General features: G+C 58.1%; 15 protein-coding genes. 5 read left to right on the top strand and 10 right to left on the bottom strand.

The genetic code is table 11. From position 1 onward, the window contains the following. Window positions 1-236 precede the first annotated feature (236 nt). The 3 genes from ATO67_RS18460 to ATO67_RS18450 all read left to right on the top strand — a co-directional run bounded on the left by ATO67_RS18460 (window position 237) and on the right by ATO67_RS18450 (window position 3,824). Entirely contained in the window at window positions 237-2,063 is a 1,827-nt protein-coding gene (locus tag ATO67_RS18460) for an extracellular solute-binding protein (RefSeq protein ID WP_067652656.1), read from the top strand. A gap of 91 nt (window positions 2,064-2,154) precedes the next feature. Then, window positions 2,155-2,826 carry a DsbA family oxidoreductase gene (locus ATO67_RS18455; protein ID WP_067652654.1) on the top strand — a complete coding sequence of 224 codons (672 nt, stop codon included), beginning with the start codon at window positions 2,155-2,157 and terminating at the stop codon, window positions 2,824-2,826. A gap of 53 nt (window positions 2,827-2,879) precedes the next feature. After that, window positions 2,880-3,824, top strand: a complete 945-nt coding sequence (locus tag ATO67_RS18450; protein ID WP_067652652.1) for a DMT family transporter — start codon at window positions 2,880-2,882, stop codon at window positions 3,822-3,824. Window positions 3,825-3,845: 21 nt separating this feature from the next. Here ATO67_RS18450 and ATO67_RS18445 read toward each other — a convergent pair whose 3' ends face one another. From ATO67_RS18445 to ATO67_RS18435, 3 genes are all read right to left on the bottom strand, one after another. Next, a complete protein-coding gene (locus tag ATO67_RS18445; RefSeq protein ID WP_067652650.1) occupies window positions 3,846-4,175 on the bottom strand; it encodes a hypothetical protein in 330 nt (109 codons plus the stop codon). Window positions 4,176-4,306: 131 nt separating this feature from the next. Then, window positions 4,307-7,804 (bottom strand): transcription-repair coupling factor, encoded by a 3,498-nt coding sequence (mfd, locus tag ATO67_RS18440; RefSeq protein WP_067652649.1) that lies wholly within the window; start codon window positions 7,802-7,804, stop codon window positions 4,307-4,309. After that, the gene (locus ATO67_RS18435) at window positions 7,801-8,118 is read right to left on the bottom strand and encodes an FAD assembly factor SdhE (protein WP_067652647.1); all 318 of its coding nucleotides are present in this window, start codon (window positions 8,116-8,118) and stop codon (window positions 7,801-7,803) included. Before ATO67_RS18435 ends, mfd begins: the two co-directional genes overlap by 4 nt. Before the next feature lie 170 nt (window positions 8,119-8,288). Between ATO67_RS18435 and recG the strand changes: the two genes are divergently transcribed. After that, window positions 8,289-10,394 (top strand): ATP-dependent DNA helicase RecG, encoded by a 2,106-nt coding sequence (gene recG, locus ATO67_RS18430; RefSeq protein WP_067652645.1) that lies wholly within the window; start codon window positions 8,289-8,291, stop codon window positions 10,392-10,394. Between the two features lie 6 nt (window positions 10,395-10,400). Beyond that, complete coding sequence (locus tag ATO67_RS18425; RefSeq protein WP_067652644.1) at window positions 10,401-10,658, top strand: hypothetical protein; 258 nt, start codon at window positions 10,401-10,403, stop codon at window positions 10,656-10,658. Here ATO67_RS18425 and ATO67_RS18420 read toward each other — a convergent pair. From ATO67_RS18420 to ATO67_RS18390, 7 genes are all read right to left on the bottom strand, one after another. Then, entirely contained in the window at window positions 10,643-11,329 is a 687-nt protein-coding gene (locus ATO67_RS18420) for a DUF502 domain-containing protein (protein WP_067652642.1), read from the bottom strand. The two genes, ATO67_RS18425 and ATO67_RS18420, sit on opposite strands and share 16 nt — an antisense overlap. Before the next feature lie 184 nt (window positions 11,330-11,513). Then, window positions 11,514-13,340, bottom strand: a complete 1,827-nt coding sequence (gene glmS / locus ATO67_RS18415; protein WP_067652640.1) for a glutamine--fructose-6-phosphate transaminase (isomerizing) — start codon at window positions 13,338-13,340, stop codon at window positions 11,514-11,516. A 99-nt stretch (window positions 13,341-13,439) separates the two neighbouring features. After that, window positions 13,440-14,798 carry a bifunctional UDP-N-acetylglucosamine diphosphorylase/glucosamine-1-phosphate N-acetyltransferase GlmU gene (gene glmU / locus ATO67_RS18410; RefSeq protein WP_067652638.1) on the bottom strand — a complete coding sequence of 453 codons (1,359 nt, stop codon included), beginning with the start codon at window positions 14,796-14,798 and terminating at the stop codon, window positions 13,440-13,442. Window positions 14,799-15,106: 308 nt separating this feature from the next. Further along, window positions 15,107-16,180, bottom strand: coding sequence for a BMP family ABC transporter substrate-binding protein (locus ATO67_RS18405; protein ID WP_067652636.1), 1,074 nt, complete (start codon window positions 16,178-16,180; stop codon window positions 15,107-15,109). A 34-nt stretch (window positions 16,181-16,214) separates the two neighbouring features. Then, window positions 16,215-17,135, bottom strand: coding sequence for an ABC transporter permease (locus tag ATO67_RS18400; protein WP_067652634.1), 921 nt, complete (start codon window positions 17,133-17,135; stop codon window positions 16,215-16,217). Beyond that, window positions 17,135-18,223: an ABC transporter permease gene (locus ATO67_RS18395; RefSeq protein WP_067652630.1), complete on the bottom strand. Its 1,089-nt coding sequence runs from the start codon at window positions 18,221-18,223 to the stop codon at window positions 17,135-17,137. The genes ATO67_RS18400 and ATO67_RS18395 overlap by 1 nt, the downstream gene beginning before the upstream one ends. Then, the gene (locus tag ATO67_RS18390; RefSeq protein WP_067652814.1) at window positions 18,213-19,772 is read right to left on the bottom strand and encodes an ABC transporter ATP-binding protein; all 1,560 of its coding nucleotides are present in this window, start codon (window positions 19,770-19,772) and stop codon (window positions 18,213-18,215) included. The genes ATO67_RS18395 and ATO67_RS18390 overlap by 11 nt, the downstream gene beginning before the upstream one ends. Between the last annotated feature and the right edge of the window lie 100 nt (window positions 19,773-19,872).

The following is a 19,872-nucleotide window of genomic DNA, read 5'->3' as shown; positions in this document are numbered from 1 at the left end:
GTCTTTTAAATGAGGCAAATGCGTGACCCGACTGTTTCGGCAACTCTGTTACATCCCGCTGGGCGCGATATCCAGCACTTCTTTGACTTTTTGTTGAAGGCCGACAAGTTTTCCGTCGTCCGATGCCTGCCATAGTCGTGTGTGATACATTCGCGCGGGAATCAATACAAGGCGAGCGGTCTCGCGTCAAAGCGACATACCGTGATTAGATAGCCAGAATGCGACAGGACATTAACATGCGAAGCCTTTTGGCGTTCATCCCCGCCCTTCTTTTTTCAGGTCTGGCGCTGGCGGAACCTCTTCATGGAATTTCGATGCATGGGACACCTGCCCTGCCCGCAGATTACAAGAGCTTCCCCTATGTGAACCCTGACGTGAAAAAAGGCGGTCGCGTTTCCTACGGTGTAGTCGGCACCTTTGACAGCCTAAATCCCTTCATTTTGAAGGGCATGCGCACAACGGCACGCGGTGTCTGGGACCCGGAATTCGGCAATCTCTTGTATGAGCCGCTGATGCAGCGCTCCGGCGACGAACCGTTCTCGCTCTACGGTCTGCTTGCGGAAACCGCCGAGTGGGACGACGACCGCACATACATTCAGTTCAACCTCAACCCCAAGGCAAAATGGCAGGACGGGCAACCGGTCACGCCAGAAGATGTGATCTTCACCTTCAATCTTCTGAAGGACAAAGGCCGCCCGCCATTCAACAGCCGCCTGAACGGGGTGGCAAAAATGGAGAAGATCGGCGAGCATGGCGTTCGCTTCACCTTCAACGAAAATGCCAACCGCGAAACGCCGCTGATTCTCGCTTCCTCGACGCCGATCCTGCCGAAACACGCCATCGACCCCGCTACCTTCGAACAGAGCGGTCTGGGCCCGGTTGTCGGCTCTGGTCCATACCGAATCAAATCCTTGCGTCCCGGAGAGCGGGTCATATGGGAGCGGGACCCTGATTACTGGGGCAAGGATGTGCCATCGAAGGTCGGCTTCGACAATTACGACGAAATCAGCATTCTCTATTTCCTTCAGGTCACCACCATGTTCGAGGCCTTCAAGAAGGGCGATATCGACATCTACCCCGAAGGAGATGCCATCAACGGATCTGCCGACACGTCCCATTGGGGACAGGCCTATAATTTCCCGGCAGTGCATCGCGGCGACATCGCGAGAGACATTTTCGAACCACGAATGCCATCGGGCATGTTCGGCCTCGTCTTCAACACCAGAAAATCCATTTTCGCGAATGAAAAGGTGCGTGAAGGCCTGTCTTTCGCGCTCGATTTTGAATGGATGAATCGCAACATCATGGGCGGATCGTTCAAACGCACGCAGAGCTACTACCAGAACTCGCCGCTCGGCGCTTTCGGCAATGCCGCCGATGCACGAGAGCTCGCCCTGCTTGGCGATGCAGCCAAGAAGCTGCCGCCAGAACTGTTGGCCGGCACCTACGCCATGCCGGTTACCGATGGTTCAGGTGCTGACCGCACCGTTTTGAAACTGGCTGTCGATACGCTGAAAGACGGTGGCTATACGATCAAGAACGGCAAGATGACGAACGCGCAAGGCCGCCAGCTCTCGTTCGAGATCATGACACAGAACCCGGCGCAGGAACGGATCGCACTTGCCTACCAACGTTCGCTGCGGCTGATCGGCGTCGACATGGCCATCCGCTCGGTGGATGACGGGCAATATCAGGCGCGCTCAAACAGCTTCGAATACGACATGATCATCCGCTCACTGCCATCCTCCCTTTCACCGGGTGCCGAACAGTTGAACCGTTGGGGATCAGCCTCACGTGATGCCAACGGCAGCTTCAACTATGCAGGCGTTGCCGACCCTGATGTGGACCGCATGCTGGAGGCGCTTTTGCAGGCACGTTCCACGGAGGATTTTCAGGCGGCGGTACGGGCCTATGACCGGCTGCTGACGGCCGGGCATTATATTATTCCGCTGTATCACATCGGCGCGCAGTGGGTGGCCCGCTGGAAATATATTGCCCGCCCGGAGATAACACCAATGGTCGGCAACCAGAAACAGACATGGTGGGATGCTCGCGTTCAGTGAACGCCCACACGGTTCTCTTTTGGTAACGTCTTGCGCATGGTCGGCAACGCCCCTAGATGGGGCAGGTATTCAAATTCTGAAAGGAAGCACCATGCAGCGTATTGTTATCGACGTCGTCTCGGACATGGTTTGCCCCTGGTGCTACCTAGGAAAGGCGCGGCTCGATCTCGCACTGGCTGAAGTTATGGATGAAGTCAGCGTCGACGTGAACTGGCGTCCCTACCGCCTCAACCCGGATTACCCGTCAGAGGGCGTCGATCAGAAGGCCGAGTTGGAAAAGAAGCTCGGTGGCAAGGAAAAGGTCGAGCAGGCGCATGAAATGCTGACACAGCTTGGCAAGGAAGTCGGCATCAACTTTAACTTCGACGCCATCAAAGTCGGTCCGAACACGCTGGATGCACACCGTCTGTCGCTGTGGGCACATGCGGAAGGTCGTGAGTTTCAGGACAAGGTCGTAAACGAACTGTTCCGCGCCAATTTCGAAGAAGGCCTCAACATTGGCGATCACGCCGTGCTGGCTGATATCGGTGAAAAAGCCGGAATGAACCGGGATGTGGTCACCAAGCTGCTCAGCTCCGATGCCGACAAAGAGACGATTGTCGCGGAAATCGATGCCGCTCAGCAAATGGGCGTTGCCGGTGTTCCCTTCTTCATCCTCGACCAGAAATATGCGGTCAGCGGTGCGCAGAGCAAGGAAGTACTGATTAATGCATTGCGGGATATTGCCAGATTGAAGCTGGAAGAGCATAGGGCAATGAACTGATTGGCAGCGCAATATCGCTGTCGATTTCCGGCCCCTAATAGCTTGGTGTTTCTGTGTCCGATAGCACGTTGAAGGGCATTTTGCTCGCATTTGCAGCCTTTGCGGCTTACGCTTGGAGCGATGCGAGCGTGAAGCTCATAGAAGGGCAATTATCGCCCATTCAGTCTGCCTTCTTCGGCGCATTGTTCGGGCTCTGCGCCCTGCCCTTCATTCGCAAGCGCAATGACGACTGGCGCGATATCGTCCGCACCACCAACCGCCCCCTATGGCTGCTGCGTTTCGTGACATCCGGCCTCGGTGCCATCACCTCGGTCACCGCTTTCACCCATCTCTCGATGGCCGAAGCCTTCGCGCTCATCTTTCTGCTGCCTGCCTTCGTCACCATTATGTCTGTCCTGTTTCTGAAGGAGCAGGTCGGCATAAAGCGCTGGTCTGCCGTCATCATCGGCTTTGCTGGCGTGCTGGTGATTCTGAGACCCGGTTTCCGCGAGCTCTCGACCGGCCATTTCGCAGCCATCGTTGCGGGTCTGTGCGGTGCGATTTCCATCGTCATCTTCCGCGCCATGGGGCCATCGGAAAAGAATATCTCACTTTATGGTGCGGGCTTGCTTGGAACGCTGGTGATTTGCGGCGTGGCGATGACATCGTCCTTTACGCCACCCAATGCCGAACAATGGATGTTTCTGGCCGGTTACGGGCTACTCGGTGCTCTCGCTAATGTGCTTATCATGTATGCGGCGAAATACGCGCCTGCGGCAGTGATCGGACCCACTCAATATAGTCAGATGCTGTGGGCCATCCTGTTCGGTTATCTGATTTTCGGCGATCACGTCGATGGCTGGATGCTGGTTGGCATTGCCCTCATCATCGGTTCAGGGCTGATCACGCTCATCCGTGAGCGGCAAAGACACGTTACGTTGCCAACGTCGATTGCGGCGGCAGACCAGAATGTTGCCATCGCAATGACTCCGGAGAGCAATGGGGAAAAGGCGGACTGATCAGCCCGCCCTCGGCACACATCAATCGCAGACACGCACTCGATACATGTCGCCGTAGCCATCCTGACGCCATGCAAGATGGCAGCGAGGATAAACGGGTTCATAGGCGACCGGCGGGCCGTAAACCGGTTGACTGTAAACCGGTGTGTAACCATACCCGGGCGAGCCGTAATAGTGGTGAGATGCCCCAGCGATAAGCGCACCTCCGACGATTGTTCCGGCAATACCGGCAGCCAATCCGCGCCCGAAATTGTTACGTGCTTCTGCCTGACTGGTGGTGGCAATTGTGGTGCCCGCAATTGTCAAAGCAACCAGACCAGCGGTGACGAACCTGTTCATGGTGGTCAACATAGTCCTGCTCCTTCGTTCAACGGCTGTCGGCGAAAAATGCCGAGCCGATAAAGCCAAGACTATGCCTCTCAATCCTACGGCCAGATGTCCGTTTGATTAAATCGCCGTAAGAAACGGCGACCCTTTATTCGTCAGGATTTCGCCAGTTCTGCCAGCTGCGTCATCACCATGGCAGCCCCCGCCAGACGCTTCTCCGGCGTCGGCAGATCACGGGTCAGGAACACGCTGTGGTCAGGCCGGATCTTGGCCATGGAGCCCTGCTTGGCGATATAGCCGACCAGTGCTGCCGGGTTAGTGAATTCCTTGTTGCGGAACTGCACGACGACGCCTTTCGGGCCAGCATCCAGCTTTTCGACATTGGCGGTTCTGCACAGCGACTTGACGTAGACGATCTTGAGCAAGTGCTGCACTTCCTTCGGCAACGGACCGAAGCGGTCGATCATTTCGGCACCGAAGCCATCGATTTCGTTCAGATCGGTCAACTCGCCAAGGCGGCGGTAAAGACCCATGCGCAGATGCAGATCGGGCACATAATTTTCCGGGATCATGACCGATGTGCCGACCGAGATTTGCGGCGACCAGCCGGTGTCGATGACATCGTCCTCACCCTTCACTTCGGCCACGGCCTCCTCCAGCATTTGCTGGTAAAGCTCGAAGCCGACTTCCTTGATGTGGCCGGACTGCTCTTCACCCAGCAGATTGCCCGCGCCGCGAATATCCAGATCGTGGCTGGCAAGCTGGAAACCGGCGCCCAGCGTATCGAGTGATTGCAGCACCTTCAAACGGCGCTCAGCCATCGTTGTCAGCACCTTGTTGACCGGCAGCGTGAACAGCGCGAAAGCGCGAACCTTGGAGCGGCCCACGCGACCACGCAACTGATAGAGCTGCGCCAAGCCAAACATGTCGGCACGGTGGACGATCAGCGTATTGGCCGTCGGCACGTCCAGCCCGGATTCCACGATGGTGGTAGAGAGCAGCACATCATATTTGCCGTCATAGAAGGCGTTCATGATGTCTTCCAGCTCGCCCGCCGCCATCTGGCCGTGGGCCACCGCTACTTTCAATTCCGGCACATCCGATTGCAGGAAGGCGTGGATATCGGCGAGATCGGCAAGACGTGGGCAGACATAAAAACTCTGGCCGCCGCGATAATGCTCACGCATCAACGTTTCGCGGATGACCAGCGCATCGAATGGCGAGATGAAGGTGCGCACCGCCATGCGGTCCACCGGCGCAGTGGTGATCAGCGACAACTCGCGAACGCCGGTCATCGCAAGCTGAAGAGTACGCGGAATGGGCGTGGCCGAAAGCGTCAGCACATGCACGTCGCTCTTCAGTTCTTTCAGACGCTCTTTATGCTTCACGCCAAAATGCTGCTCCTCATCGATGATGAGAAGGCCGAGATTGGCGAAATTGATGCCAGCACCGAGCAGCGCATGCGTGCCGACGACGATATCCGTCTTGCCTTCGGCCACTTCCTTCTTCGTCAGCGCCAACTCTTTAGCGCCGACGAGGCGCGACGCCTGCTGAACGCGAATCGGCAAGCCACGGAAGCGTTCGGAGAAGGTGCGGAAATGCTGGCGTGCCAACAGTGTGGTCGGCACGACAACGGCTACCTGAACGCCGTTCATGGCAGCGAGGAACGCGGCGCGCAGCGCCACTTCCGTCTTGCCGAAACCAACGTCACCGCAGATCAGGCGATCCATCGGGCGACCTGCACCCAGATCGTCGCGAACGGAATCGATTGCATTCTGCTGGTCTTCCGTCTCGTCATAGGGGAAACGGGCGGCAAATTCGTCGTAAAGGCCATCGGGCGCAATAAGCGTCGGCGCGTGGCGCACCATGCGCGCGGCTGCAATACGGATGAGATCGCCCGCCATATCCAGCAGGCGCTTTTTGAGCTTGGCCTTGCGCATCTGCCATGCGCCGCCACCCAGCTTGTCAAGATTGGCTTCCGCCGCATCCGAGCCGTAACGCGAAAGAAGATCGATGTTTTCGACCGGCAGGAAAAGCTTGGCCTCATCGGCGTAATGTAACTCAAGGCAATCACGCGGCGCACCCGCCGCCTCGATGGTGCGAAGACCGACGAAGCGACCGATACCATGTTCGGCGTGGACGACCAGCGAACCCTCGTCCAGACCGGCGACTTCAGAGATGAAATCCGCACCGCGCTTGCGACGCTTGGATTGGCGCACCATGCGGTCTCCGAGAATATCCTGCTCGCCGATGACGGCAAGATTGCCGGTTTCGAAACCCGCTTCGAGGCTCAGAACCGCAGCAGCGGCCTCGCCCTTGCCAAGCTTTTCAATCTCTTTGAACGACTGGATGGTCTTGATATTCTCAAGCCCGTGCTCGTTCAGCACCTGCAACATGCGGTCGAGCGAGCCCTCAGACCAGCCGGTGATCAGAACCTTCCAGCCCTTGGAGCGGCGCTCCGCGATATGCTTGACGGCAAGCGTGAACACATTGACGCGCTCTTCGCTCTCACTCTCCGTCTGCGACTTTGCCCAGCGCGGACCGACATGGGCGTCCAGCGTGGCGACCGGCTTGTCTTTCGAATCCTGCTCGTTGAAGGGTGTCAGGCGCACCGCGTTGACGGCATTCAACGCCTCGTCAAAGCTCTTGCCGCCAAGATAAATCTGGCTGGGCGGTACAGGCTTGTAAGGTGCGCCCTGCGTTGCGCCCTTTGTCTGGCCGGAGGTTTGGCGCGCGTCGAAATAATCATGCACCAGCTTGGAGCGCTCAACGGCGGCTTCGCGGGCTGTGTGGTCGGTGACGATGCGGAAACCCTTGAGATAATCGAAGGCCGTTTCCAGCTTTTCGTAAAACAGGGGTAGCCAGTGCTCCATGCCGGCATAACGGCGGCCCTCGGATACGGCCTGATACAGCGCATCGTCCCGCGTCGCAGCGCCGAACATCGACAGATAGTTCTTGCGGAAGCGGCTGATCGTATCCGGCGTCAGCGTCACTTCGCTCATCGGGCTAAGGTCGAGCGACCGAGCCTGACCAATGGTGCGCTGGCTGGCGGGATCGAAGGTGCGGATGCTTTCCAGCGTGTCCCCGAAGAAATCCAGCCGCACCGGCTCTTCCGTCCCGGGAACGAACACGTCGAGAATGCCACCGCGCAGGGCAAATTCACCCACTTCGCGCACCGTCGCCACGCGGTCGAAACCATTGCGCTCCAGCCGGGCAGCAATGTCTTCCATACGGATCTGGTTGCCGGGCTTGGCCGAGAAAGCGAGGCTCTCGATGACATCGCGCGGTGCCATCTTTTGAAGCATGGCATTTACGGTAACAAGAACGATGGCAGCATGCGGTTTTTTCTGATGGTGGATGAGACCGGACAGGGTGGCAAGACGGCGAGCCGATACATGCGCGCTGGGCGACACACGGTCGTAAGGCAGGCAATCCCAGGCGGGCAATGACAGAACGGGGATGTCAGGCGCAACGAAGCCGAGCATCTGCTCCAGATCGGCCACGCGCTGGCCATCGGACAGCACATAGGCAACAGGCGTGCCCTGTCGCGCCAGATCAGCCAGAAGAAACGCTTCCGTGCCGGTCGGCACATTTCCAATGGTCAACGGCGTATCGGCCGATGCCACCAGCCTGACATCGAATCCGGCTATCATTTTGAGCTGTGTCCATTCTGCGCAGTGACCAGATCGAAATCCGGGCGGTAGGAGATGATCGTGTGGAACAACGGCGTCTGGAATTTTTCAGGGATAGCCTGCGCACCCGTTACCATCTGCACGAGGTCCTGATCTTCCTCGTCCATGATGATTTCAAGCTCGTCCAATTGCTCTTCCGAAAGGTCCGCAATGTTCTCCTCCGCGAACTGGCCGAGAACAAGGTCCATTTCCCTGATGCCGCGATGCCAGCACCGATAAAGAATCCGCCTGCGCCTCGGATCGAGGTCAGCGCTTGTGCGCACCAGTCCTGTCATCGCATTCACCTGTTTGTTGACTTGGCCTTTCCTATAGAACAGGACAGGAACGATTGGGAACCGGTTTTTATCGAAATATTGCCGCACATGCCAAAAACTGCCGGTGATAAACCGAGTTTATCGCCCCGCCGCTCTTGCATTGCGCACGCCCTTCCACGATTTTGCTCGCCATGCGCCCCGCCCTCCTCGATCCGCTATTTGCAACCGTCGCCACGCTGACCGGCGTAGGGCCGAAGCTTGCCGATTTGCTGGCGAAGCTTTTGGGCCGGGAAAGCGCCGAGGAAAGCCGTGTCATCGACCTCCTCTTCCACGCGCCTTACAACATCATAGACCGTCGCAACCGCCCGGGCATTGCGCTCGCGCCACAGGGCGCCATCGTCACCATTCAGGGACGCGTGGACCGCCACCAACCAGCACCGCCGGGCAATCGCTCTGCCCCTTACCGTGTTTTCCTGCATGATGAGACCGGCGAACTGGCGCTGACCTTCTTCCGTGCCAAAGGCGATTGGCTGTCCAAAGCACTGCCGGTGGACGAAGAGGTGATGGTCAGCGGTAAGATCGACTGGTTCAACGGTCGTGCCTCCATGGTGCACCCAGACTTCATGGTGAAGGTCTCGGAGGCGGAGAACCTGCCGCTGGTTGAGCCAGTCTATCCGTTGACCGCAGGGCTTTCGCCCAAGGTCCTGAGACGCGCGATCGATGGTGCGCTCACTAAAATGCCGGTCTTTCCAGAATGGATCGACGAAGCACTTGCGGCGCGTGAGAGCTTTCCGCATGTGGCCGATGCCTTTCGCGATCTGCATGATCCACGCGACGTTGCCGATATCGACCCACAGGCCCCTGCACGCCGACGCCTCGCCTATGACGAATTTTTGGCCGGTCAGCTTTCCTTGGCGCTGGTGCGCCAGAGGCTGCGCAAGGTCACCGGCCGACCAATCCGCGCCAAAGGCGAGTTTGCCGCCAAAATTCTGGAGAACCTGCCATTTTCTTTAACGGCGAGCCAAAGCGCTGCGGTGAAGGACATTCTGACCGACATGGCGGGCGAAGACCGCATGTTGCGCCTGCTGCAAGGCGATGTCGGCGCGGGCAAGACGCTGGTGGCATTGATGGCCATGGCCACCGCCGTGGAGGCTGGCGGTCAGGCCGTGCTAATGGCACCGACCGAAATTCTGGCCCGCCAGCATTTCGCGACGATCTCAAAATTCGCCACAGCGGCTGGCATTTCCTGCGCGGTTCTGACAGGCCGCACCAAGGGCAAGGAACGCCGCGACATCGAAGACCGCATCGCATCCGGTGAGGCACAGATCGTGATCGGCACGCATGCGCTGTTTCAGGATAGCGTCAGCTACAAGAACCTCGTACTGGCGGTGGTGGATGAGCAGCATCGTTTCGGTGTGCATCAACGCCTGCGGCTGACCGCCAAGGGCATCTCTCCGCATATGCTGGTCATGACGGCAACGCCCATTCCCCGCACGCTGGTTCTGGCCGCCTTCGGAGACATGGACGTTTCAAAGCTCACTGAAAAACCGGCGGGCCGCAAACCGATCACGACGGTAACCATTCCAACCGAGCGCATCGGCGATATCGTCGCACGGCTGCGAAGTGCTCTTTCCGAAGGCAAGAAAGCCTACTGGATCTGCCCTCTCGTAGAGGAATCGGAGGAATCCGATCTCATGTCGGCGGAGGAACGTCACGCCGTTCTGTCGAAGTCACTGGGCGCAGACATAGGCCTCATTCATGGCCGTATGAGCGGGCCCGAGAAGGACGCAGCAATGCTGGCCTTCAAGACCGGCGAGACCCGCCTGCTGGTGGCGACCACTGTGGTCGAAGTGGGCGTCGACGTGCCGGATGCGACGATCATGGTTATCGAACATGCCGAGAATTTCGGCCTCGCCCAGCTTCATCAGTTGCGGGGACGCGTGGGGCGTGGCGAGGAGGCATCCACCTGCATTCTGCTCTACAAGGGACCGCTTAGCGAAACCGGCAAAGCGCGCCTTTCCATTCTACGCGACAGCGAGGACGGCTTCCTGATTGCCGAAGAAGACCTGAAGCTGCGCGGCGAAGGTGAGCTTCTTGGCACCCGCCAGTCCGGCACACCGGGCTTCCGCATCGCCAGTCTCGAAGCCCATGCCGACCTTCTGGAAATCGCCCGCAAGGATGCGGCCTACATCATAGAACGCGACGCGGAACTGGTGAGCGACCGTGGCCGCAACCTCAGAACCCTGCTCTATCTCCATCGCCGCGACGAAGCGATCCGTTTCCTCCATGCAGGCTGACCCATCATGAATGACATGCCCCTACCGCCCGCAGCTTTCTGCAAGGGCTACGCCCTTTGCTCTCCTGACAACCTGCTGCTGCCGGAAACCTTCGCGAAAAGCGAGAAGAAGGCAATTGGCAAAAACTTCAAAAAACCGGATCGCAAAAAAGCCTGGGCAAAAGCGCTGGAAGAAGGCTGGAGCGTAAAGTTCGTCTATATGCGCGTTTTTGTACCGGTGTTCCATTCAACGTCGACATCGACGGAAGTCTATGACGACGATTGATCAGGCACCGGCTCGACTGCGGTCTTCGGCGTAAAATCCGGTGCGACGAGGCCGCCTGAAATCAAAAGCTTTGCCCCGTCTTCCGGCGACATGTCCAGCATGATGATTTTATCTTTTGGCACAAACAACAGAAAGCCCGCCGTCGGAACCGGCGTCGGCGGAAGGAAGACCGCGACCATTTCCTGGCCGATCTCGTTGAAGCGGTAGGCCATCTCGCCGGTGGCGTCAGATGCAACGAAAACCATCGCCCATGTGCCGGGTGACGGAAACTCGATGAGGCCTACTTTTTTGAAGGAACTGGAATGCTCTTTCAGAACGGATTCGAACAGCTGCTTGATGCTTTTATAGATCGGCCGCACAAACGGCATGTGGTTCAGAACGGACTCGCCGACGCCCACGATCCATTTGCCGATGAGGTTGTTACCGAGAAAACCGATCAGCGTGATGCCGATGACAGCCACCAGAAGGCCGAAACCCGGAATGGCGACATCGAAATATTGCTCAGGATCGTAACGCGCCGGGATATAGGGCTTAACCCAACTGTCCACCCATTGCAGAAATGTCCAGACCAACCACATGGTGATCGTGACGGGCGCAAGGATGAGCACGCCGGTCAGGAAGCTGTTGCGCAAGCGGGTTGCGAAGGAGATTTTGACAGGGATTTCGGTCATGAATCCGCATAAATTCGAGAAACTTCAGAGATGAAGACTTTCTTGAAACGGACAGTGGCGAAACGCGTTCCGCCTTTCAAGTGAATTATCGAGCCGATGTGCACTGCGATACAAAATCCTGTTCGCAAGTGCGTTATCGCCACGGCTTATCGAGCGGTATCTGGCGCGGTCGTGACCGCGGATTTTACTCCACCGTCACCGACTTTGCCAGATTGCGCGGCTGGTCCACATCCGTCCCCATGAAAACGGCGGTGTGGTAGGCCAGAAGCTGGATCGGCAGTGAGAAGACCATGGGCGCGATAATCTCGTCCACGTTCGGAAGAACGATTGTTGCCATGGTTTCGAGCTTGGAGGCGCTAGCACCCTTCTCGTCCGTGATGAAGATGATCTTGCCGCCGCGTGCCGCGACTTCCTGCATGTTGGAAACGGTCTTTTCGAAAAAGCGGTCATGCGGCGCGATCACGATAACAGGCATGTTCTCGTCGATCAGCGCGATAGGCCCATGCTTCAACTCACCAGCGGCATAACCTTCGGCGTGGATATAGGAGATTTCCTTGAGCTTGAGCGCGCCTTCCAGCGCCAGCGGATAGCTGGTGCCGCGCCCGAGATAGAGCACGTCCTTGAAGCGGGAAAGATCGCGCGACAGGGTTTCGATCTGTGGCTGGATGGTGTTCAGAACTTCGCTCATCATGCGTGGCATTTCGATCAGGTGGCGAACAAGGTCCGTTTCCTGCTCAACCGTCAATGTGCCGCGCGCCTTGCCAGCGGCAATGGCGAGCGATGCGAGAACCGCGAGCTGGCAGGTGAAGGCCTTGGTGGAGGCCACACCGATTTCGGGACCGGCAAGAATCGGGAACACCGCATCCGACGCACGCGCCATGGTGGATTCGCGCACATTGACGACGGTGCCGATCTTCAGGCCGTTTTCCTGGCAATAGCGCAGCGATGCCAGCGTATCAGCGGTTTCGCCGGACTGAGAAATGAAAATTGCAGCCTGCGTGGGCAGAAGCGGCATTTCGCGGTAGCGGAATTCCGAAGCGACATCGATCTCAACCGGCAGACGCGCATAACGCTCGAACCAGTATTTGCCGATGAGGCCGGAAAGATAGGCCGTGCCGCAGGCGGAAATGGCAAGGCCTGTCAGTTTGGCGAAGTCGATGGCAGGGTCGGCATCCTTCACGCGTTTCTCAGCGAAATCGATATAATGGCTAAGCGCGTGAGAGATCACCTCCGGCTGCTCGTAGATTTCCTTCTCCATGAAGTGGCGGTGGTTGCCCTTGTCCACGACATACGCCGTTGCCTGCGAAATCTGACGCTGACGCTCGACTGGATTGCCGGCGAAATCAATGATCTCCACGCCATCGCGCGTCAGGATGGCGCAGTCGCCGTCGACCAGATAGGTGATTTCATTGGTGAAGGGCGACAGAGCGATGGCGTCTGACCCTAGGAACATTTCACCCTTTCCATAACCGATAGCGAGCGGCGGGCCGGAACGGGCAGACAACAGCGTGTCAGGATCATCCTGAAAGATCACGCCCAGCGCATAGGCACCGGTCACGCGGTTGAGCATCGCCAGCATGGCGGCGCGGTGACCAAGCCCTTCGCGCGTAAATTTCGCCAGCAACTGCGCTACGACTTCCGTGTCCGTCTGCGTGGTGAAGACGGCACCTTCCGCCGTCAATTCGTCGCGCAATTCTGAGAAATTTTCGATGATGCCATTGTGAACGACAGCGACGCCATCCACGAAATGCGGGTGGGCATTGGTTTCATTGGGAACGCCATGGGTCGCCCAGCGGGTGTGGGCGATGCCGGTCAGGCCTGATAGGGGCTCATCGAACAGCTTCTTTTCCAGATTGAAAAGCTTGCCTTCGGCACGGCGGCGGGCGAGTGCGCCATTATGAATCGTTGCGACGCCAGCGGAGTCGTAACCCCGATATTCCAGACGCTTCAGCGCTTCCACAAGGCGCTCCGCAACCGGCTGCGTTCCAACAATTCCAACTATGCCGCACATGCACTTCTCCAAAACATTTTAGCTAGCGGAAGTCCTAGCGATTTCCGCGAAATCTGCAATTGCGGTTGCAGTCACTTTCAGTGTCTATCCGTTACGATCTCAGGACTTTTTTCTGGCGTCCTTGATGGCCTGCGCACGGGCGCGCAAAGCCTCGGCTCGCCCCTCCTTTGTCTCTTGCCGCGCGCGACCGAAAGCCAAAGCACCTGCGGGTACATCTTCGGTAATGACGCTACCGGACGCGACATAGGCGTCGTCACCAATCGCAACAGGTGCGACCAGCGATGAATTGGAGCCGACAAAGGCATTCTTGCCAATGCGCGTTTCATGCTTGTTGATACCATCATAATTGCAGGTAATCGTCCCTGCCCCGATGTTGCTGCCAGCTCCTATGAAGGCGTCGCCGATATAGGTGAGGTGATTGACCTTGGCCCCCTCGCCGATCTCGGCCTTCTTGACCTCGCAGAAATTGCCGACCTTGGAATTGGCGGCCAGATTTGCACCTGGGCGCAGCCGTGCGTAGGGACCAACGGTCGCGCCACCGCTCACATGCGCACCTTCGAGATGCGAAAATGCGTGGATGACAGCACCGGATTCGATGGTCACACCCGGCCCGATCACCACGTGGGGCTCAATCAATGCATCCTGACCTATCTTTGTATCCCAGGATAGAAACACGGTTTCCGGCGCGATCATCGACACACCGTCAATCATGAACTGATGGCGCGCGCGCTCCTGCCAGAGCTTTTCGATATAAGCCAGTTCAGCGCGATTGTTGCAGCCGGTCAATTCTGTCTCAGGCGCATCGATGGCAACTGCCTTGCCGCCCAGCGAACGGGCGACTTCAACGATATCCGTCAGATAATATTCGCCCTTGGCGTTGTTGTTGCCGATGCGAGAGAGCAAATCGAGCGCCCGGCGGCCATTGATCGCCATCAGGCCGCTGTTGCACCAGGTAACCTTGCGCTCTTCCTCCGTCGCATCCTTCTCTTCTCTGATCGCAACGAGTTCGCCGTTCTCAACAAGCAGACGGCCGTAACCGGCCGGCTTATCGGTATGGAAACCGATGACCACGACATCGACATTGTCAGTCAGCGCCTGACGCGCCTTGTTGAGTGTTTCGGATGTCAGAAGCGGCACGTCGCCATAGGCGACCAAAATATCGTCGTAACCGCTTTCTATAGCCGCGCGCGCCGCCAGAACGGCGTTGCCGGTGCCCAGACGTTCTTTCTGAAGATACGGCTCAACGCTGACGCCAGCACTCCGCGCCGCATCCGCCACCTTGTCCGCATCACGGCCGACGACGAGTGCAGCAGAACTGACGCCTGCGCCCGCGACAGCCTGCATCACATGCGCAATCATTGCCCGGCCAGCGACAGGATGCAGCACCTTCGACATGGACGATTTCATGCGTGTGCTTTCACCAGCGGCGAGAATGACGGCGAGGCAACTGCGTTCCATTGATATCTCCGACTTGATCGTTCATTTGGCCGCCAATCAAACGGCAGACTGTTTCGCCACGCTATAAACGCTCGAGAATAAAGAAACCATGGAAATTGCGTGACAGCAGGAAACCTGCCGTGAGCGGGATATGAAAAGTCGCGCCTGTTTACGGGCGCGGCTTGAATTGGTGAAACTCCACGGTCGTCATGCTTGGTCCCCGGATCAAGTCCGACGATGTCCCGGACATCTACCACGTTGCAATTCAGGAGACCTAGGTAGATCCTCGGGACAAGCCCGAGGATGACGACGGAGAGCAAGCGAACTGCTTACTGCGGCAGCTTGTCGTCCACGCCTGCGACGTAGAAGTTCAGGCCGAGAAGGACCTTGTCTTCAGCCTTTTCGCCAGCCTTCAGCCACTCGGAGCCATCCTGCTTCTTGATCGGGCCGGTGAAGGGGTGCAACTCGCCGGACTTGATCTTGGCTTCGGTTTCCTCAGCCATCTTCTTCACGTCATCAGGCATGTTGGTGTAAGGCGCCATGGTGAGAATGCCGTCTTTCAGGCCGTCCCATATCGATTCTGACTTCCATGTGCCATCGAGAAGCGCCTGTGTGCGCTTGATGTAATAAGCGCCCCAAGTATCGACAATTGCCGTCATTTGCGTGGTTGGGCCAGCCTTGATCATGTCGGATGCCTGACCGAAGGCCTTGATGCCGCGCTCGGCAGCAACCTGCATCGGAGCGGTGGTGTCGGTGTGCTGGGTCAGAATATCGACGCCCTGGTCGATCAGCGCCTTGGCAGCATCGGCTTCCTTGCCGGGGTCGAACCATGTGTTGGCCCATACGACCTTGACCTTGAATTCCGGGTTAACCGACTGCGCGCCCAGAACGAAGGCGTCGATGCCCATGACCACTTCAGGGATCGGGAAGGACGCAATGTAACCGGCGACACCCTTCTTCGACATCTTGGCTGCGATCTGGCCCTGAATGTAGCGGCCTTCGTAGAAGCGCGAATTGTAGGTGGCGAGGTTCTCGGCGTTCTTGAAGCCGGTTGCGTGTTCGAACTTCACCTTCGGGAATTTCTGGGCAACCTTTACCGTCGCGTCCATGAAGCCGAACGACGTCGTGTAGATCAGTTCACAGCCGGAACGGGCCATGCGCTCGATTGCGCGCTCGGCATCTGGTCCCTCTGGAACGCTTTCGAGGAAAGGCGTTTCGATCTTGTCGCCGAAATGCGTCTGCAATTCCTGACGGCCGATATCGTGCGCCTGCGTCCAGCCGCCATCAGTCTTGGTGCCGACATAAACGAAGCAGACCTTCTTGGCGTCTGCGGCTTGGGCTGCGGGAACCACGCCGACGATGGCGGCGGCCGAGGCGGCCAGTGCGATGATAAGTTTCTTCATTTTTACCCCTGATTGGTTAGGTTTGATTTTGTTTTTAGCGATCCGGAACGAACGGTTTGCCGAGCGATGCCGGTGTGTTGATCAGCGTTGTGCGACGATTATGGGAGATGATGATGAGGACCACAATAGTCGCTATGTAAGGCATTGCTGAAAGAAGTTGGGACGGTACGCCGATGCCGAAAGCCTGCGCGTGCAGCTGGCCGATGGTGACGGCCCCAAAGAGGTAGCCGCCCGCCAGAACCCGCCATGGCCGCCAGGAGGCAAACACCACCAGCGCCAGCGCAATCCAGCCGCGTCCGGCCGACATGTTTTCCACCCATTGCGGCGTGTAGACCAAGGACAGCTGCGCCCCGGCCAGCCCCGCGCAGGCACCTCCGAACATGACGGCAAGGTAGCGCGTGCGGATGACGTTGATGCCCAGCGCATGGGCGGAGCCGTGATTATCGCCAATGGCACGGATTTTGAGGCCCGCGCGGCTCTTGAACAGAAACCAGCCAATACCGATGACCAGCGCAATCGACATGTAAAAAATCAGATCCTGCCGGAAAAGCGCAGGTCCAATAACGGGAATTTCGGACAGCATCGGAAAGACGATAGGCGGCAGCTTGACGCCGGGAAGGCCGACGAAGCTTTCACCCAACATGCCGGACACACCGAGACCCAGAAGCGTCAGCGCAAGCCCCGTCGCCACCTGGTTCGTCACCAGCGTCAGCGTCAGGAAACCGAACAGCAGCGAGAAGACAGCACCGGATGCGATACCGGCGACGATGCCGATATAGGGAGAACCGGTAAGATGGGCGGCAGCAAAGGCGCAGACGGCACCCATGATCATCATGCCCTCGACACCGAGGTTCAGCACGCCTGCACGCTCCGTCACCAGCTCGCCGAGAGCGGCGATGACCAGCGGCGTTGCAGCGGTAATGACGGTCAGAAGGATCGCCTGAAACATATCCATCATGCGGCTCCTTCGATGTTGCTGCCGCGCCCGAAACGGACCCGTATCTTGTAGATGATCAGCGTATCGCAGGAGAGCACGAAGAACAGCATCAACCCCTGAAACACACGTGTGACCTTGTCGGATACACCGATAGACAGTTGCGCTGCCTCGCCACCAAGATAGGTCAGCGCCAGCACGAAGCCGGATGCGATGATGCCGAGCGGGTTCAAGCGACCGAGAAACGCGACGATGATAGCGGTAAAGCCGTAACCAGGCGAAATCGAAGGCTGCAAATGGCCGATGGAGCCTGAGACTTCCGAAATGCCCGCAAGCCCCGCCATGGCGCCGGACAGAACCAGCGAAAACCACACCATGCCGCGTGAAGAGAAACCGGCAAAGCGCCCTGCCCTTGGAGACTGGCCAAGCACGGTCACCTGAAATCCCTTGAGCATGAAGCGCATCATGAACCACAGCGCGATGGCGGCGATGATGGCAAAGACGATGCCCCAATGGGCGCGACCGGATTCGAGAAGCTCAGGCAGCACGGCGCTTTCGTTGAACGGCGTCGTCTGCGGGAAATTATAGCCAGCCGGATCACGCCAAATGCCGCGCACCAGCCAGTCAAGGAACAGCTGGGCGACATAGACCAGCATCAGGCTGGTCAGAATTTCATTCGTGTTGAAACGCGTTTTCAGCAGCGCCGGAATGCCCGCATAAAGCGCTCCACCCATGGCCCCCATGATCAGCATCAGCGGCAGGATCATCGGCGATTGCCATTCAGGATACAGAACCGGCAAAATGGAGCCCGTGATCGCGCCGGTGGTGAATTGCCCTTCGGCACCGATATTCCAATTGTTGGAGCGATAGCAGATCGACAGGCCAACCGCGATGAGGATCAGCGGCGCGGCCTTGATTGCCAGCTCATGCAATGACCAGACTTCCAGCAGCGGATCGATGAAGAAACTGTAGAGCGCGCTGAACGGGTTCTTGCCCAGCAGCGCAAACATGATGGCGCCGAAGACAAGCGTCAGGAAAAGCGCCAGTAAGGGCGACAGAAAGGCGAAAATGTTTGAGACGCCGGTCCGTTTCTCGAGTTCAATGCGCATGGGCTTGAGCCTCCGCATGTCCAGCGTCAAGACCGCCCATCAGAAGTCCGATCTTTTCACGCGTCATTTCGCCCGCCGGATAGGATTGCGACAAACGCCCATCGGAAATAACGGCAATGCTGGAGGCCACTTCAAAGATTTCATCCAGATCCTGACTGATGACGATGACAGCCGAACCTGCCTTGGCAAGATCGACCAGCGCCTGACGGATACGGCTGGCGGCACCCGCATCCACGCCCCAGGTCGGCTGGTTGACGACCAGCACCGACGGCTGGCGATCCAACTCACGACCGACGATGAATTTTTGCAGGTTTCCACCCGAAAGCGAACCCGCCAGCGGATCATCCCCGCTTTTGCGAACATCCATGGCGGCTGAAATACGCTTGGCGGCATTCTTGATGGTGGAACTGCGGATGACCTTTAGAACCCCAGCGCTGAGGAAGGCTTTTCTGTCGGAGCGACAGCGGGCCAGAAGCAGATTGTCAGACAGTGTCATGGTCGGCACGGCGGCGTGGCCGTGGCGCTCTTCGGGCACGAAACCGGCACCCAGCAGGCGGCGACCATTGATACCCATGCGACCGACAGGCTTGCCACGCAGGAAAATCGAGTCATCCTTTGCCACCGGATATTCGCCGGAGAGAGCGTCGAACAATTCCCCCTGCCCGTTACCGGCAACACCGGCAATGGCCAGAACCTCGCCAGCGCGGACCTTCATGGAGATGTCTTTGAGAGAAACGGCAAAGGGCGTGCGGGCTGCAACGGAGAGACCGATCACTTCCACACTCACGTCACCGGTTGTACCGGTGTCATCGCGCTCAATGCCAGCGACATCGGAACCCACCATCATGCGCGCTAGCGAAGACGGTGTTTCCTTGCGGGGATCGCAGGCGCCCGTGACTTCGCCATGACGCAGAACCGTGGCGCGGTCGCAGATGCGTTGCACCTCTTCCAGCCGGTGACTGATGTAAAGAACCGAGCGGCCCTCGGCCTTCAGCTTCGCCAGTGTTTCAAACAACCGGTCCGCTTCCTGTGGCGTCAGCACGGAGGTCGGCTCGTCCAGAATAATAAGTTGAGGGTTTTGCAGCAGGGCGCGGACGATTTCGATACGCTGACGCTCGCCCACCGAAAGATCGGCGACATGAGCGTAAGGGTCAAGCGGCAAGCCATAGGCCTTGGACAACGCTTCTGCCTCACGGGCAATCTCTTTCAGCGAGATTTTCGGGTCGAGCGACAGCGCGATGTTTTCGGCAACCGTCAGCGCTTCGAACAACGAAAAATGCTGGAAAACCATGCCGATGCCGAGCCGACGCGCCTCGCCTGGGGAACCGATGCGAACCGGCTCGCCCTTCCACAGGATATCACCTGCCGATGGCTCCAGCACGCCAAAAAGCATCTTGACCAGAGTGGATTTGCCAGCACCATTCTCACCCAAAAGCGCATGAATTTCACCGGGTGCAATATCGAGATCGATCGCATTGCAAGCGCCGAATGTTCCAAACAGCTTGGTCAGCTGGCGAACGGACAATAGAGGCAAGGCCTCAGACGTCACCGATCCCGTCACCTGTTCCCCTTTTCCAACCCGCCGCCGCACTTTCTTCGAAGTGTTGAACGACTGAGCCGATAGTCATGCACTAAATTTGGGCAGTGCC

It is taken from the genome of Agrobacterium bohemicum (genome assembly GCF_001562555.1).
Taxonomy (GTDB): domain Bacteria; phylum Pseudomonadota; class Alphaproteobacteria; order Rhizobiales; family Rhizobiaceae; genus Agrobacterium; species Agrobacterium bohemicum.
This window is presented reverse-complemented; position numbering and strand designations above follow the sequence as displayed.